The organism is Streptomyces sp. yr375 (assembly GCF_900110755.1).
Classification (GTDB): Bacteria; Actinomycetota; Actinomycetes; order Streptomycetales; family Streptomycetaceae; genus Streptomyces.
This window is the reverse complement of record NZ_FOFF01000011.1, coordinates 102,921-117,358: the sequence shown is the minus strand read 5'-3', so window position 1 is coordinate 117,358 and position 14,438 is coordinate 102,921. Positions and strand designations below refer to the sequence as shown.

Below are 14,438 nucleotides of genomic sequence, written 5' to 3'. Positions count from 1 at the left end.
ACTCCGGCTCTAGACCTGCTGAACCACGGACGATCTCAGGGCCGTCGACGACCTGGCGGACCGCGCCGAGTCATGGGAACCCTGCCTGGCCGAGACACGCCCGACGGTGGCTGATTCGCTGACCGACACGGCAAAGTACGGCGGTGACAGCACCGGACCCTGCTGCGGCTGCCCGGAGACGCAGTGCTCACCCGGGTGCGGGGCGCCGTGTCCGTCGTCCGGGTCGGCTATCGCGACACCCTTTTCGTGCACTGCGGGAGCGGGCGCCGAGGCGGTGGTCGCGAGGTGTCCAGTGATGCCTTCGGCGCTCTCGGCGCCCAGCCCGTGCGTCCACACGATGCCGAACAGCAGCACGGCCATGGCCGACACACGGAGCGACGGGCCCGCGGAAACACGGGCCCGCATCATGCGCGGGATCGACCAAGCCGTAATCACGCCGTGATACTAGCGGCTTGTAGACCTTGGTCAGGGAACTCCCGCACAACATCGCGTCAACGAGCCAAGCGAATGACCGATTTGCTTCGGCGAGCGGCGAGCGCACCGGGGATCGCCGGCCGTCATACGACGATGCAGGTCATGGCCGCCCACAGCAGGGGGGAGTGTTCGATCCGGCCGTCGGCGCGCCAGCGGTCGAGTTGTCCGCGCTGCCAGCGGGCGAGCCGGCTCACGGGGTCGTGGTGCTCGTGGGCGGTGTCGACGGCGATGATCGCCTCGGTCAGTGGGCGTACGGTCTCGGGCAGGCCGGCCAGCCGGTGGAAGGCGAGGCTGGTCGGCAGCGTCCAGCGGGTGGCGGTGACCAGTTCGGCACCGTTGTGGAGCATCGCCGTCGCCAGGCCGAACGACTCGGCGAAGCGGAGATCGCCGCCGCTCTCGCAGCCGATGAGGGCGACACGCGGCGGTGCCGGCCAGATCCGCGCGCCCGGCTCTCCGTCGGCACGCAAGGGAAGCGTGCCCAGCAGGAGGTCCTTGGCGGACAACGGCCGATGGGTGCGCAGCGGTTCGGCCAGACCGGAGGTCCCGGGGCCGCAGCACAGGTGGAGCGTGCCGTCCTCGCTCTGCCCGCTCTCGACCGGCGCGCCGCTGACGTGTCCGACGTACAGGAGTCTGCGGGCCCCCTCGCGGAGGACGCCGCCGAGCCACTCCCGGTCCAGGTCGGTACGGCGCAACGCCTCCGCCGGGGTCGCGACGGACGGTACGGCGTCGCCCGCGTCGAGGCGGCTCCGGACGAACGACAGCAGCTCCGGGTCCGAGCCGGGCGGTCCCAGGACCGAGCCGAGCGGGGAGTCGGCCCGGAATCCGGGGACCCGGGGGTCGAGGACGAGAACGACCGCGTCCGTGCCTCTTCCTTCTCCCTTTCCCTTTCGCCTTCCCGTGTCCGTGTCCGGTGTTGGACTCGTGGTGGGTTGCTGTCGTCGGAGGGACGCCGGTGCGGTGGTCACGACGTCTGCCAGGTCGATGAGCCGTACGTCGGTGGCGTCGTCGACGGCGAGTAGTTCCCAGGGGATCTGGGCGACGCGGGGAGACGGCTGGATCCGCACGAGCGGGCGGCCGGCGCGTGCCGACACCTGGCGTATCTGCGCCGTCAGCCCCTCCGGCCACAGCGCCTCGGCCAGCAGCCGGGCGAGCCGCCGCTCGGTCCGGTGGTCCGCCAGCGCCCCCGACTCGAACGCGCGCCCCATCCCCTCCGCTCCCCCGCCCGCCCCGGGCAGCGCGTCAACCAGCGCGCGCACTGCCGCGTCGACCTCGTCGCCGGGCCCGCGACCGGTGCCGAAGCCCTGGGCCCCGCCGGCCCACGTCCAGGTCATGAACAGGTCGCCGGCGTCGGCCAGTCGGACCTGGACGACCGGGCGGTTCGTCAGGTCGTCGGTGTTCCAGAACGGTGTCTCCGCGTCGTCCACGATCCGTCGGCGATAGCGGAACTCGGCCGCCGCGATGTACTCCTGAAGCGCGACCCGGCCCGTTTCCGCCGCCATCCGCACCTTCGGGGGCGGTGCGACGCGCAACCCGGCGGAGGCCGCGGCGTCCGCCGCCACACCGCCGAGCGTCACCGGGCCGTCGACCTGCCCGTACGCCTTCATGGCCGCGCTCGGGAAGACCGACGCGGGGTCTTCGTCCGGCCCGGCGGGCAGCGTACGGGCCGGGGTCGGGGCCAGGGCCAGGGCCAGGGAGGCTCCCGCGCTGCGGTGTTCCACCAGTTCGAAGAGCAGCCCCTGATCCTGTCGGCGTACGGCGAGACGGAACACCAACTGCATTGCCTCGTCCGCCAGTTGCAGCCACTGACTGCGGGCGTGGGCGGTGACGAAGTCGTAGCGCGCCGCCTCCAGGGCCAAAGCCGCGGGGAGCGCGAGGGAGAGCGCGGTGCCGAGGGACTTGCTCTCGCGGTCGCCGTGGTCGCCGTGGTCTGTCCGGTTCAGGTTGTCTTCGAGGGTTCGCGCGAGCATGAGGTCGACCTGCGCGCACCGCTCGTGCATCTCCCGCGCCTGGTACACGTCGCGGGCTTCCTGGGCCAGCCGCCGCATCTCGGTGATGTCGCCCCGGCCGTACGCGTGTTGGGCGCCCAGCAGCATCGTGTCGGCGGCGGCGGTCGAAGCGCCGAGGCGTTCGAAGCGGGCCAGGCTCGACGCCATCAGGTCGCCCGCGCCGGTGAGGTCGCCGCGCCGGCCGGCGAGAAAGCTGCGGGCCTGTTCGCAGACCGCCAGCTCGCCGAACCGCTGTTGCCGCTCGAAGAACTCGGACGCCTCGTCGAACAGCCGCTCCGCGCGGTCGAAGTCGCCCCGGTCCAGGGCGAGATCCGCCCGGTGCGCGAGCAGCGCGTGCTGCTCACCGGTGTCCCCCATCGCACGGAACGCGTCCTCGGCGCGGGCGAAGTAGTCCTCGGCCGGGTCGTACCGCCCGGTCTCGCCGCAGATCACGCCGAGGGCGATCAGCAGCCTCGGGAGGGTCTCCACCGCGGTCGCCGGCGTGGTGGACAGCAGCAGCGAGGCATGTTCCTCGGCCGTTCCCCACTCGCCCCGCTCCATCAGCAGATGCACCCGGTTCAGGCCGAGTTCGGCCGAGCGCAGTCCGTCGGGGTCGTCGAACTCCGGGAGTGTGAGCGCCGCTTCGTCGAGGCAGGCCAGCGCCTCGTCCAGGCGTCCGGTCCGGCGCAGCAGGTCGGTTCTGGCGATCTGCGTCTTCAGCAGGGTTTCCAGCCACAGTTGACGGCCCTTCGGCCCCATCGGCGCCGACGCGATGCCGTCGAGCAGGGCGCGGGACCGTTCGACGGCGTCCTCCGCCGCGGGCAGGTCCGTGGCGTCGAGCCGGACGCTCGCGAGGTCGGACAGCAGGTGCGCCCGCAGGAACCGCACGTCGGGCGAGTCCTCGAGGGACTCGGCAAGGGCGAGCATCTCCTCGTAGACGGCGCACGCGGCCGTGAGGTCTGCCGCCGACTGGTGTCGCCGGGCCAGGGCGAAGCCGCTGTCAAAGGGGTCTCCGTACAGGTGCGGCACCGCCGCGATCTCCTCGTCCGGCATCTGTCAGTAGTCCTCGTCCATCGTGGCGGCGGCGGTCTCTGCGAGGAACGGTCCCAGGGAGGCGTCGTGCGGCGAGGCGTCGTACGCCTGGGGCTCGGCCGCGACGGTCAGTCGCCGCCGGACCATGGCCCGGACGGCGGCACGGGCGACACGGCCTTCGTCCGCACCGCCCTGACCGTCCTCACCGTCCTCACCGCCCTCACCGCCCTCACCGCCGTCGCGGCCCGGGTCGAAGCCGGGCAACACGACACCGACCTCGATACCCGACAAGTCCAGCCCCGGGCCCAGGTCCAGGTCCAGGTCCGCTCGGCCGGTCCACACGTCGTCCCGTCTGGCGAGGGGGACGCGGTTCTGGTGGCCGCCGTTCACGCGGAACTCCGCGACGAGGGGCGCGCCTGCGGCGGGGGCCGCGATGTGGGCAACGGCCTCGACCTCGATCCGCCGCCGCGCGCCGAGCGCGCGAGCGGTCCACGACACCGCGTCCTCGGCCGCGTCGACGAAACCGGGCGGGTAACGGCGCCAGTCGTTGGTCCCCGTGCCTCGGGCGATCACCCGGCCGCCCGCAGCGATGGGTTCGCCGGCCGCGAGGGCGTAGCCGTCGTGCCGAGCGAAGAGCGCGCCTGGACCCACCGGCCGCCCCAAGTCCAGCCCCTGCGCCCGCTCCAGGGACGACCGGAGGCGGCGTAGGGCCGGAGCGTCCAGTCCGGCGTTGTCCGCCGCGGCGTCGATCAACCGCAGGACGTTCTCCAAGTGGCGTGCCGTGTGCGGCGGTTGGGCCGTCGCGCGCCACCACTGGACGAGCGGATCAAGGGCGGCCAAGTGCTCCTCGATCAGTTCGGCCGCGCAGTCGTCGGGCTGATCGCCACCGCCGTCACCGTCACCGTCGCCTTCACCTGCGCCTCCGCCCTCGTCGAACAACTGCTGGCAGCGGTGGGTGAGTGCGGCCAACTCCAGGCCGTGCAGGTCCGGTTCGAGCGCCGGTATGCCGTCCGGGTACGACGCCGGCCACCATCGGGACGCCCAGTGCCCGAGGCCGAGGCGGGCGGCGCTGCCCGCGAGGGCGGTCAGGTCCGCCGCCACCCGCACACCGGCCGCCGACTCCCCCGCCGCACTGTCGTGAACGGCGTGAAAGTCGTGGACGGCGGCGGCGACGCGCTCCCCGTAGAGCGCCCAGAGCCACTGCTGGGCCCGTCCCTCGTCATGGATCTCCGCCGACGGCGGTCCGGGCGCGCCGAGGACGGGCCAGGTCAGCGCGGCGCCCGCGACGTCGAGGACGGCCCAGGTGAACTCGGGGCCCACGGCGCCCACATCGCCGTAGAACGCGGCGGCGGCGCCGGAGTCGAGAGCCGCCGCGGCGACGCGGATCGTGCCGTCCTCGCCCCGCGTGACATGGACGTCCGCCTGCGACCGCGCCATCACGCGCTCCTCGTCTCGGCCACCGGCGCGGGTGCCGTCGGCGTCGACAGGGTGCGCAGCGCCGACCGGACCTTGGCGCGGTGGTCCATCATCACCGAGCGGGCGACCCCGTCCAGCAGGGACCAGGCCTGCGCGAGGTCCCCGAGCGGGGCGTCGCGAACGTCCCGCCCGTGCAGCCGCACCCACAGCCGTCGCATGTAGGCGGCCCACGGGGTGCGGAGGTCCTGGGCGAGGGCGTCCAGGACGCCGCCGTCCGGGTCGGGGCGGGGGGACACGGTCATCCGGCGGGCGCGCAGAACCGAAGCCTCGCGTCGCCAGCGGCTGTTGACGGCCCTGTGCGCCGCCGTCCGCCCCGGTACGGCTCCCCCGGTGCCCAGCGGATCGAGGCCGACCGCGAGCCGGCCGCCGAGGACGACGGCGACGCGCAGGCTCTCGTCGTGCAGGCCGAGCGGAGCGCAACTGCGGCCGGTCTCCCGGGCGATGAGTTCCGGGACCGTCGGCAGTTCCTCACGCCGGGCCGACGACTGAAGGACGACGAAGAGCCGTTCGTAGAGCGTGCGGTCCAGCGGCGCGGGAAGCGTGGCCGTCGACGCGCCCCGGCCGACCTCCGGACGCGGCGGCAACTGCCGTACGGTCAGCCCCAGATGGGCCGGCACGTCGTCGCGGCCCCAGACGCCGTCGGTGCCGTCGTGCGCCCACAGGGCGCGGCCGAACAGGCCGCCGTGTCCCGCCGCGACGAGGGACACGTACGGCGGTGCGTTGCTCGCCCGGTCCGGCGCGCCGCATGCTTCGAGGGCCTCGGCCGCCAGGGCGACCGCCGCGACCGCGTCGGCGGCGGGGGCCGCGCTCCGGTTCTCCCAAGCGGTGGCCAACTCCCCCTCCAGCCGGGCGCGTTGGGCTGGGTCGGTCAGGTAGTCCTTCAGTGCTTCCACGGTGCGTCCGCTGGTCGTGTCCGCCACGTCCTCCACGACGTCCCTGGCGATCGCGTCCGCTTCGGCGTCGGCGCCGGTCGGGGGCGTTCCGTGCTCGGTGGCCAGTTCGAAGCAGCGCTGGAAGTACAGGTCCTGCGGGTTGCCCGCGACGATGCCGAGGGCCCGGCGGGCCTTCTTGAGCAGCGTGAACCACTGTGCCGTCGCCGCGAGACGCGTACCCGACTCCCGGATCAGCCCGTCGAGGCACGCGGCCTGCGCCGGTCCGAGGAAGTCCGCCGCGAGTTCGGGACGCAGCGCCGGTCTGACGATCAGCGGCAGCACGATCAGCTTGACCGTCCTGGTCAACGGTGCCCCGCCGGGGCCGCTCAGCGATTCCAGCCCCGGCCCGAGGCCACGCCAGGCGTGGTCGATGACCAGGGCGCGCGGCCGGCGCTCGCCGCCGGCCGACCGGCTCGGGGAGGGGGAGGGCATGTCAGGAGGGTACGCCGACAAGAAAACAGCGGACGAACCTGGGATCGGCCGACAAACCTGGGATCGGTAGGCGTCATCGGCCCTCTAGCGTCCGGGGCATGGGAATCTTCGGAAAGCGCAAGAGCCGCGAGGAGCGGGCCGCCGAGATCGCCGGACAGGTGGCGAGCGGCAAGGGTTTCTACGGCCGTGCCACGCGCGCGTTCCTCAACGACGAGGACTACGGCAGGGTCCGGCAGTCGATCGGCGCGTACAACGCGGGCCTGGACGTACAGCAGTTGCTCGCCGCGGGCGCGCCGACCACACCTGCGGCCGTCGTGTCGATCGGCGACACCGGCAGGCTGGTCAACCACGACCCGGTAGTGGATCTGGTCCTCCAGCCGTCCGGGACCACCGAGCGGGTCGCCCTCCAGACCATCGTCTCGAAGCTGCGGATACCGCGCGTCGGCGACCAGGTCCTGCTGGTCGCCGACCCCGCCCGGCCCGGCGGCTACCTCTACGCCGGCGACGGCATCGCCCCGTGACGCCGACACCGCCCACACCGCCGCCGTCGTCGTACGAGGCTCCGACGTGCGACGAGCACCGGCTCCCCGGCCTCAAGGCCCTGGCGGACGTGCTGGCGCGGTCCGTGGCCGAGCGACGGCAGCCCTGAGATGGGCGGGTACGAGGTGCTGGAGCTGTGGTGGGTGGTGCCCTCGGGGGTGGCGCTGCTCGGCTACGGGCTCGCGCTGGCCGGGTTGACGCGGGCCCAGCGGGCGGTCTGGGTGAAGGCGCAGGTCGTGGTGGTGCGGCAGCCGGCGCACGGTGCGCCCAAGGGGCCGGGGATACCGGTGACGGTCGCGTTCCGGGACCCGGCGACCGGCGAGGAGTTCGTCCTGCCGAACGACGGCAAGCACGGGAGCGCGATCGAAGTGGCCTGGGTGGGCCGGGAGGTCGACGTGCGCTACCCGCCCGGGCAGCCGCACCGGTACCGCATCGTGCCGAACATGGTGGACGAGCGGAACGGCCGAGGCATGCCGGACTGCGCTGTCGCTCTGCTCCTGCTCGGGCTGGCGATCCACGCGGCCGTCGTCGGAGGCTGGCCGGGGGCGCTGCTCGGCTTCGGTTCCCTGTTCACCATCGCCGGGGCGCTCAGCCCCGACATCCGCATGGCGCGCGTCCGCAACGCCCTGCTGGCGTCGGCCGTCGCCGTCCCGGCGCGGGTCGTGGCGGTCACCATGGACGTCCACATCGACGGGGAGGGTGACGAGATCGTCAGCCACACGCCCGTCGTCACCTTCACCACGCGCGAGGGCGTCGACGTCACCGTCCTGTCCCGCGACGGCATCCGCGAGCCGAGCCGGTCCCTCGGCCGCGACCTCACCGTCCACTACGCGCCGTCCGACCTCACCGTCTACACGCCCGACCCCGCGGCCGACCGCCGGGCCAACGCGTGGGCCGTCGCCACGGTGGTGATGCTGCTGGTCACGGGGATCGCGGCGGTGGTGACCGGTGCGGTCCTGCTGTGACACCCGGCGGGCGGGGCGGCCTGAGCGTCGGGCCCGGCGTCGGCGTCACGGCTGGTGGGTGACGCTCACCTGCACGGTCAGTGCGCCCTTGTTGTCCTGCACGCACGCCTCGGCGGCGTCGTTGATGGCCAGTTGCAGGGGGCCGGCCATGGCCGCCTGGAAGGTCAGCTTCTGTCCGACGGCGTGGACGGGGGCGTCCTGCTTTCCGGCCTGCTTTCCGGCGAGGCGTGCCAGCAGGGTGCCGAACGGGGCCGCGGGCTTGATCTTGCAGCTCTTCGCGCCGTCCAGCGACTGGTCGGTGGCCGCGTCGTAACCGGCCGGTCCGGTCATGGGTTTGTTGCGATAGTCGACCGTCCACTCGCCGGAGACGAACCGCACGGTGACCCGGTCGCCCTTGCGGACGGAGACTCCGGTCACCGGCTGCCAGCCGGTCGTCGACTCGACGACCTTGCTGACGGTCGCCGTCGTCGGCTTCGCCTTGAACGGCGGCATCCCGGTGACGAAGAGGCCGCCTGCGACGCCCGCCGCCAGCACCGCCGTACCGGACAGTGCCCACCACACGCGCCGCTTGGCGCTCTTCGGGCGGGGCTGCTGCCCGGGCGGGGGCGTGTGTGACGTGGTGTGCGGGGCCGTCGTCGGCGCGGGCTCCCAGGCCTGGACGGGTCGGACGGGTCGCTGGTGGCCGCTGGTCACGGTGTCCGCGTCGGTCCAGGCGGCCGACGGGCGCGGCACGCGCTCGGTCGGGGACGGCAGTGGCCCGGCGTCCGCCTCCCCCGCCGCGATGCGCCGCAGCGCGGACCGCGCGCTGGCCGCCGAGGGGCGCTCGTCGGGGGACTTGCGCAGCAGCGCCTCGACGACCGGGCGCAGCGGGCCGAGCCCCTCCGACAGGTGGGGTTCCTCGTAGGCCACCGCGTGCAGGGTCGCGGGCCGGGCCGGTCTGCGGAACGGGGAGTGGCCGCCACAGACGGTGGCGAGGGTGACGCCCAGCGACCACAGGTCGGAGGCGGGGCCGACATCGGCTCCCATCACACGCTCGGGCGCCATGTACTCGAGGGAGCCGATCAGTTCGCCGGTGGTCGTGAGGAACTCGCCGTCGTCCAGGGCGGCGATGCCGAAGTCGGTGAGGACGGCGTTTCCGTCGCGGCGCAGCAGGACGTTGGCGGGTTTGACGTCGCGGTGCAGGGTGCCGGCCGCGTGCACGGCTTCGAGCGCGGCGAGCAGTTGCAGGCCGAGGGCGGCGGCGTGCTGCGGTGGGAGCGGTCCGGTCTCGGCGATGTGCTGGGCCAGCGAGGGCCCTTCGACGAGTTCCATGACGATCCACAGCCGGTCCTCGGACTCGACCAGGTCGTGGACGCCGACCACGTGCGGGTGCGGCACCCGGGCGACCGCGCGCGCCTCACGGATCGCGCGGCGCAGGCGGGTGCGGTGCTCCTCGTCGCCGTGGGTGAGGATGTGCAGTTCCTTGGCCGCGACCGGACGGTCCAGGAGTTGGTCGTGGGCGCGCCAGACGGTGCCCATGCCGCCTTTGCCGAGGACGTCGCGGAGCAGGTACCGACCGGCGATCAGCCGTTCCGGGCCACGTCCCGAACCGTGCCCTGAGCCCTGTCCCGAACCGTGCCCCGAGCCGTGTTCCGAACGCGTCGCCGCTTGGTGATCGCCATCTCCGGATATCACGCGCTCTCACGTTTCCTTCCCGGCGGGCTCAACGCCCCCCGGCCGTCGTACGGTCGTCGTTCGGTCGGTCATCGCCCGTTCGAACGGGGCCGAGCATAGCGGAGTGCGTCGTGGGTCACACACCGTCAACTACCGCTTCGCCAGCGGCATCTGCTCCGTGGGGGGCCGCTGCGACAGCCGGACGGCTTCGGCGGTACGGGCCGCCCAGGGGCCGGAGGTCAGGATGCCCAGGGCGAGGATGGCCAGTCCGCAGCCGGTGATGATCCACCAGGCGGCCGGGCGTGCCCCGGCGGCGATCACCGCGCCGGTCACCGCGATGCCGAGCGCGGCGCCGACCTGACGGCTGGTCGCTGCGATCGCGGCGGCCACCCCGGCCTGGGCCTGCGGCAGGCCGGCGACCGCGGTGTGGGTGATGGGAGCGTTGACGAATCCGAAGCCCAGCCCGAACAGCGCGTACGCGGCGAAGAGCAGCGGGCCCGAACCGTCGGCGGCGCGGGTGGCGGGGACGGCCAGCAGGCCGCCGGCGGTGATGCCGGCCCCGGCGAGCAGCAGCGGGATGCGGGGGCCACGGCTGCCCACGAGCCGTCCGGCCAGCGACGGGCATACGAGTGACAGCACCGCCATCGGCAGCAGCCGTACCCCGGTGTCCAGCGCGCTGAGCCCCAACACCTGTTGCAGGTAAAGGGTGTTGGCGAACAGGAAGCCGCCGAGCGCGGTGAAGGCGCACACCGCCATGACCGTCGCCCCGCTGAACGGCGCGCTGCGGAAGAGGCGCGGTTCGATCAGCGGTTCGTCGCGCCGCGTCTCGTAGGGGACGAAGGCGGCCGACGCACCCGCCGCGGTGATCAGGCAGGCCACGATGACGGGTGAGGTCCAACCCCGGCCCGGCGCCTCGATGATGGCGTACGTCAACGTGCCGAGCGCGGTGATCACGAGGAGTTGGCCGACCGGGTCGACCCTGCGGGGCCGGGGCGCGCGGGACTCCGGGACGAAGAGGGTGGCGAGCAGCAGCGCGGCCAGGCCGATCGGCACGTTCAGCCAGAACACCGACCGCCAGCCGGCCGTCTGGACCAGGACGCCGCCGAGGATCGGCCCGGCCGCCATGCTGACGCCGACCACCCCGCCCCACACGCCGATGGCCCGTGCCCGCTCCTTCGGTTGCGGGAAGGCGTCGGCGATGACGGCCATGGCGACCGGGGTGAGCATGCAGCCGCCCACCGCCTGCGCCATGCGGAAGACGATCAGCCAGCCCAGCGAGGGCGCCAGGCTGCACAGCGCCGATCCGGCGGTGAACAACGCGAGTCCGAGGAGGAAGACGCGCCGCCGCCCGACCCGGTCGGCCGTGGAGCCGGCCAGGATGAGCAGCGAGGCCAGCACGATGGTGTACGCGTCGAGTGTCCACTGCAGGCCCGACACCGAGCTGTGCAGGTCCTCCTGGATCGACGGCAGGGCGACGTTGAGGATGGTGGTGTCGAGGCTGACCAGCAGCACGCTCAGGCAGCAGACGGCGAGGATCGACGAGGGTCTGCTGCGGTCGGGTTGAGACACGTCGGCCGCCTTCGTGGTCATCAGTGCTGCGGCTGCTGCGACTGCTGCGGCCGGTGGGTGGCGTGGGCGTCGGCGAAGTCCCAAAGCACCGGGAGGAGTTGCTCGGGCGTCTCGGCCTGGGGCATGTGACCGGTGCCCTCCAGCAGCAGGAACTCCGCGTCGGGGATAGCCCGGGCGTAGGCGCGTCCGTAGTCGGCGTCCACGACCTGGTCGCCGGCGCCCCACGCGACCAGCGTCGGGTGGGCGACCTTGGCGAGGCGCTCGGGCAGGGTGGGGTCGGCCATGTCGTGCGGGCCCGAATAGACCTGCAAGGTGGCCCGGTTGGCGGCCATGACCGCGCGCTGCGCGTCGGTCAGCTTGCTGGGGTCGAAGCGGAACTTCGAGGGGTCGTAGAAGGAGAGGGCGGCGAGTTCGACGGGCGTGAGGGAGAAGGTCTCGGCTATGGGGTGGCCGGCGACGGAGATGCCGACGGCGTTGACGAGGGTGACGCTGCTGATCCGGTCACTGCCGAGGGCCGCCAGTTCGGCGGCGGTCCAGCCGCCGATCGAGTTGCCGACGACGGCGACGTCCCGCAGGTCGAGCGCGTCGAGCAGCTCCGCGTAGACCTGGGCGAGGGTCGTGACGTCGGACAGCCACTCGGGGCGGTCGGTGCCGTCGAAGCCGGGGTGGACGGGGGCGAACACCCGGGCCGGCCGCTGCGCGGCGAGGAACCCGGCGAACGGGGCGACGGTCTGCGGGCCGCCGCCACCGTGCAGGAGCAGGAAGGGGTGGCCTTCCTGACCGGGGTGGCCTTCCGGTCCGTAGAAGTCGACGGCGACGTCGACGGTGCCCTGGGCGAGGGTGAGGGTGTGGATGCTGCGAGTCATGCGGTGCTCCTCAGACGATCAAGGGGAGAGTGGGGGCGGGGCGAATACGGGCTCTGCTACGCGAAGTCGGTCGCGGGGACCGTGGCGTAGCGGCTCATGACCTCGACGGTCGACTCCGGGGTCAGTTCCCGGCCGCCCGCGATCATGTTCCGCAGGTCGCGGAAGTACTGCACGTACAGGTCGGGCGTGAAGGTGTTGAGCATCACCGCGGGCATGTCCCCGAGGTTGGCGAAGGTGTGCGGGGCGCCGGGCGGGATCATGGCGAGCGTGCCGGCCGGGGCCACGTGGGTCGTCTCCCCGACGGTGAAGTGGATGGTGCCGGAGACGACGTAGAAGCCCTCGTCGTGCTCGGCGTGGCGGTGCTGCGGCGGGCCCTGGGTGTGCGGGGCGACGGTGATCTCGCCGATGCCGAGGCGGTGCCCGGTGGTGCTGCCGTCCTCGAGGATCCGCATCCGCGTGGGGCCGAGCTGGATCGTCTCGCCGTCGTCGGGGCCGACCACGGAAACCTCGCCCACCTTGTCCATCGTTCCTCCTGCGGTCCTTCGTGAGAGCTGACTCTCAGGAGAGTACGGAAGTGGGGTCCCGTCATGCAAGTCCACTCTCATAACGAGAGGCAAATGCTAGGATGTGAGTGGATCGGCAGCAGGCCGGACAGGTCAGAACAGCAGGACGGAAGGGTGGAGCCCGACGATGACGGCGCAGGCGGGAACCGGCCGCACCAACCAGAAACAGCGCACGCGGACGGCGATCGTGGCCGCCGCCCGGGAGCTCATCGGCACCGGAGCCGAGGTGACCATGCCGGCGATCGCCCGTGCGGCCCTGGTCTCCGAGGCCACCGCCTACCGGTACTTCCCCGACCTGCCGTCACTGATCAGCGAGGCCCTGGCCGGCGTCTGGCCGCCCCCCGCCGAGGCGCTCGAGCCGGTCGCGGACTCCGCCGACCCCGTCGAACGCGTCGCCTTCGCCTGCGAGTTCCTGCTGCGCGGCGTGCTCGCCCGGCAGGGGTCGGTCCGCGCGATGATCGCCGCGACCGTGACCCGACCCACGGCGGCGAGCGCGCGCCCCGGAATCCGCTTCGGACTGATCGACCACGCGCTCCGACCCCTCGAACACACCCTCGGGGCGACCGATCCGGAAGCGTTCGCCCAGCTCAAGCGGGATCTGGCGGTGGTCGTGAGCGCCGACGCGCTCTTCACCCTCACCGATCAGTGCGGGCTCGATCCCGACGCGGCCATCAGCAGCGCCGTCCGCACCGCGAGCACCCTGACCGAGGCCGCGGTGCGCACGCTCGTGTAGCGCCTCGGGCGCACCGCGGCCTCCGCCCCGCCCAGGAGTGGTGTGGTGTAGATCACGGTGAGCCACGGCAGCGCGGAGGGGAACCGGCCCGTCCCCAACTCACGGGAAAGCACGGGGAATTACCGGGAATCACTGGGGCTCTCGCGGAGTTCGAGGCAGAGGGGGGATCGGTGTTGCGCCTTGTATGCAGTCGTAGCCACAGCCGTAGGTCCATTTACGGGCCCATACACAGGCCCATCCGCGGATACAAGTGGGTGGACCGCGAACTGGCGCGTATGGACCCGGAGACCGACTGGGAGCGGATGATCTCGCTCTACGTCGGCCACCGCGTCCCGGAGTTCGCGCTGGCGATGATGGTCTATCCGGGGACCATGCTCATGATGCAGCCGGCCTCGGGGTCGGCCACCCTGGCCCACACCGCGAAGCTGGAGACGAGGCCCCACCGGCGTTTCCAGGACGGCAACGACTTCCTCATGGCCTGGATGGTGGACGGCCTGTCCAGCGAGCCGGGCCGCAGGGCCGCCGAACGACTCAACCGCATCCACCTCGGCGTCGCCCGCAGAACCCCGCGGTTACCCGGCAATTTCGACGACGTCGACGACTTCGTCTATCCCCTGGTCCTGCTGGCCACCTTCGGGGACCGCCTCCAGACCTCGCTGGGACTGCCCGGCACGAGCGACCACATGAAGACCGCGTGGCACCACTGGGCGCGCACGCTCTTCCGCCTCCTGGAGCGCGAGTCCGGCCCCTTGGCCGACGAGGCGTTCCCGGTGGACTGGAGCGCGATGACCGAGTTCGCCCTGAAGTTCGAGTCGCGGCCCTACGAGCAGACGGACTCCGGCCATCGCGTGGCGACCGCGATGATGGACTTCTTCGCCAGGCGCTGGTTCCCCGCCCCGTTCCAGGCGTTCGGCAGGGACCTGACCCGCTACCTCACCGGCGAACGAGTCTGCCGAGTCCACCGGGTCGGCTGGATCAGCCCCCGCCGCGAGCGGGCCGTCCGCGTCTTCCTGAAGTCCGCGTTCCGCGCTCAGCGCCTGCTGCCCGACTACCGCACCCCGCTCCCCGAACGCCTCCGCCGAACCCGACGCACCCCGGCACAGCTCAGGGAACTCGAGCCCTACCGGACCTCGGGCGTCGAAGGGGCGCGCCCGGGACGGGGATGAGCGCGGGGGTGAGCACAGGGAGGCGCATGGAGAGGAGTGCGGGCAACCAAGC

At 72.8% G+C, this 14,438-nt stretch carries 13 protein-coding genes; 5 read left to right on the top strand and 8 right to left on the bottom strand.

The genetic code is table 11. The features are described 5' to 3' along the window. Positions 1-9: 9 nt before the first annotated feature. From BMZ82_RS14595 to BMZ82_RS14580, 4 genes are all read right to left on the bottom strand, one after another. Positions 10-435 (bottom strand): hypothetical protein, encoded by a 426-nt coding sequence (locus BMZ82_RS14595; RefSeq protein ID WP_093775628.1) that lies wholly within the window; start codon positions 433-435, stop codon positions 10-12. Between the two features lie 122 nt (positions 436-557). Further along, complete coding sequence (locus BMZ82_RS14590) at positions 558-3,512, bottom strand: tetratricopeptide repeat protein (protein ID WP_093775626.1); 2,955 nt, start codon at positions 3,510-3,512, stop codon at positions 558-560. Between the two features lie 3 nt (positions 3,513-3,515). Further along, positions 3,516-4,928 carry a hypothetical protein gene (locus BMZ82_RS14585; RefSeq protein ID WP_093775624.1) on the bottom strand — a complete coding sequence of 471 codons (1,413 nt, stop codon included), beginning with the start codon at positions 4,926-4,928 and terminating at the stop codon, positions 3,516-3,518. Continuing rightward, complete coding sequence (locus BMZ82_RS14580; protein ID WP_177244494.1) at positions 4,928-6,331, bottom strand: hypothetical protein; 1,404 nt, start codon at positions 6,329-6,331, stop codon at positions 4,928-4,930. Before BMZ82_RS14580 ends, BMZ82_RS14585 begins: the two co-directional genes overlap by 1 nt. A 98-nt stretch (positions 6,332-6,429) precedes the next feature. Here BMZ82_RS14580 and BMZ82_RS14575 point away from each other — a divergent pair, with 98 nt between their 5' ends. From BMZ82_RS14575 to BMZ82_RS14570, 3 genes are read left to right on the top strand one after another with little or no spacing between them, the layout of a single operon-like run. Then, complete coding sequence (locus BMZ82_RS14575) at positions 6,430-6,852, top strand: hypothetical protein (protein WP_093775622.1); 423 nt, start codon at positions 6,430-6,432, stop codon at positions 6,850-6,852. Beyond that, positions 6,849-6,980, top strand: coding sequence for a hypothetical protein (locus tag BMZ82_RS41790; RefSeq protein WP_256251914.1), 132 nt, complete (start codon positions 6,849-6,851; stop codon positions 6,978-6,980). The genes BMZ82_RS14575 and BMZ82_RS41790 overlap by 4 nt, the downstream gene beginning before the upstream one ends. A gap of 1 nt (position 6,981) precedes the next feature. After that, entirely contained in the window at positions 6,982-7,836 is an 855-nt protein-coding gene (locus tag BMZ82_RS14570; protein ID WP_093775620.1) for a DUF3592 domain-containing protein, read from the top strand. 45 nt (positions 7,837-7,881) lie between these two features. Here the strand turns inward: BMZ82_RS14570 and BMZ82_RS14565 are convergent, their stop codons facing one another. The 4 genes from BMZ82_RS14565 to BMZ82_RS14550 form a co-directional block, all read right to left on the bottom strand. Continuing rightward, positions 7,882-9,510, bottom strand: coding sequence for a serine/threonine-protein kinase (locus BMZ82_RS14565; protein WP_093775618.1), 1,629 nt, complete (start codon positions 9,508-9,510; stop codon positions 7,882-7,884). A gap of 129 nt (positions 9,511-9,639) precedes the next feature. Continuing rightward, complete coding sequence (locus BMZ82_RS14560) at positions 9,640-11,079, bottom strand: DHA2 family efflux MFS transporter permease subunit (RefSeq protein ID WP_093775616.1); 1,440 nt, start codon at positions 11,077-11,079, stop codon at positions 9,640-9,642. Further along, complete coding sequence (locus BMZ82_RS14555) at positions 11,079-11,924, bottom strand: alpha/beta fold hydrolase (protein WP_093775614.1); 846 nt, start codon at positions 11,922-11,924, stop codon at positions 11,079-11,081. The genes BMZ82_RS14560 and BMZ82_RS14555 overlap by 1 nt, the downstream gene beginning before the upstream one ends. A gap of 56 nt (positions 11,925-11,980) precedes the next feature. Continuing rightward, on the bottom strand, positions 11,981-12,439 hold the full coding sequence (locus BMZ82_RS14550) for a cupin domain-containing protein (protein ID WP_093775736.1): 459 nt from the start codon (positions 12,437-12,439) through the stop codon (positions 11,981-11,983). Between the two features lie 175 nt (positions 12,440-12,614). On the opposite strand from BMZ82_RS14550, the gene BMZ82_RS14545 reads away from it, so the two are divergent. After that, entirely contained in the window at positions 12,615-13,220 is a 606-nt protein-coding gene (locus BMZ82_RS14545) for a TetR/AcrR family transcriptional regulator (protein ID WP_093775612.1), read from the top strand. A 254-nt stretch (positions 13,221-13,474) separates the two neighbouring features. After that, complete coding sequence (locus tag BMZ82_RS14540) at positions 13,475-14,386, top strand: DUF2236 domain-containing protein (RefSeq protein ID WP_256251913.1); 912 nt, start codon at positions 13,475-13,477, stop codon at positions 14,384-14,386. Positions 14,387-14,438 lie beyond the last annotated feature (52 nt).

What these genes read in the sequence shown, in the direction of transcription:
- BMZ82_RS14590 (WP_093775626.1), bottom strand. Translation starts at nt 3,512, where the DNA reads ATGCCGGACGAGGAGATCGCGGCGGTGCCGCACCTGTACGGAGACCCC.
- BMZ82_RS14585 (WP_093775624.1), bottom strand. Translation starts at nt 4,928, where the DNA reads ATGGCGCGGTCGCAGGCGGACGTCCATGTCACGCGGGGCGAGGACGGC.
- BMZ82_RS14580 (WP_177244494.1), bottom strand. Translation starts at nt 6,331, where the DNA reads ATGCCCTCCCCCTCCCCGAGCCGGTCGGCCGGCGGCGAGCGCCGGCCG.
- BMZ82_RS14575 (WP_093775622.1), top strand. Translation starts at nt 6,430, where the DNA reads ATGGGAATCTTCGGAAAGCGCAAGAGCCGCGAGGAGCGGGCCGCCGAG.
- BMZ82_RS14570 (WP_093775620.1), top strand. Translation starts at nt 6,982, where the DNA reads ATGGGCGGGTACGAGGTGCTGGAGCTGTGGTGGGTGGTGCCCTCGGGG.
- BMZ82_RS14560 (WP_093775616.1), bottom strand. Translation starts at nt 11,079, where the DNA reads ATGACCACGAAGGCGGCCGACGTGTCTCAACCCGACCGCAGCAGACCC.
- BMZ82_RS14555 (WP_093775614.1), bottom strand. Translation starts at nt 11,924, where the DNA reads ATGACTCGCAGCATCCACACCCTCACCCTCGCCCAGGGCACCGTCGAC.
- BMZ82_RS14545 (WP_093775612.1), top strand. Translation starts at nt 12,615, where the DNA reads ATGACGGCGCAGGCGGGAACCGGCCGCACCAACCAGAAACAGCGCACG.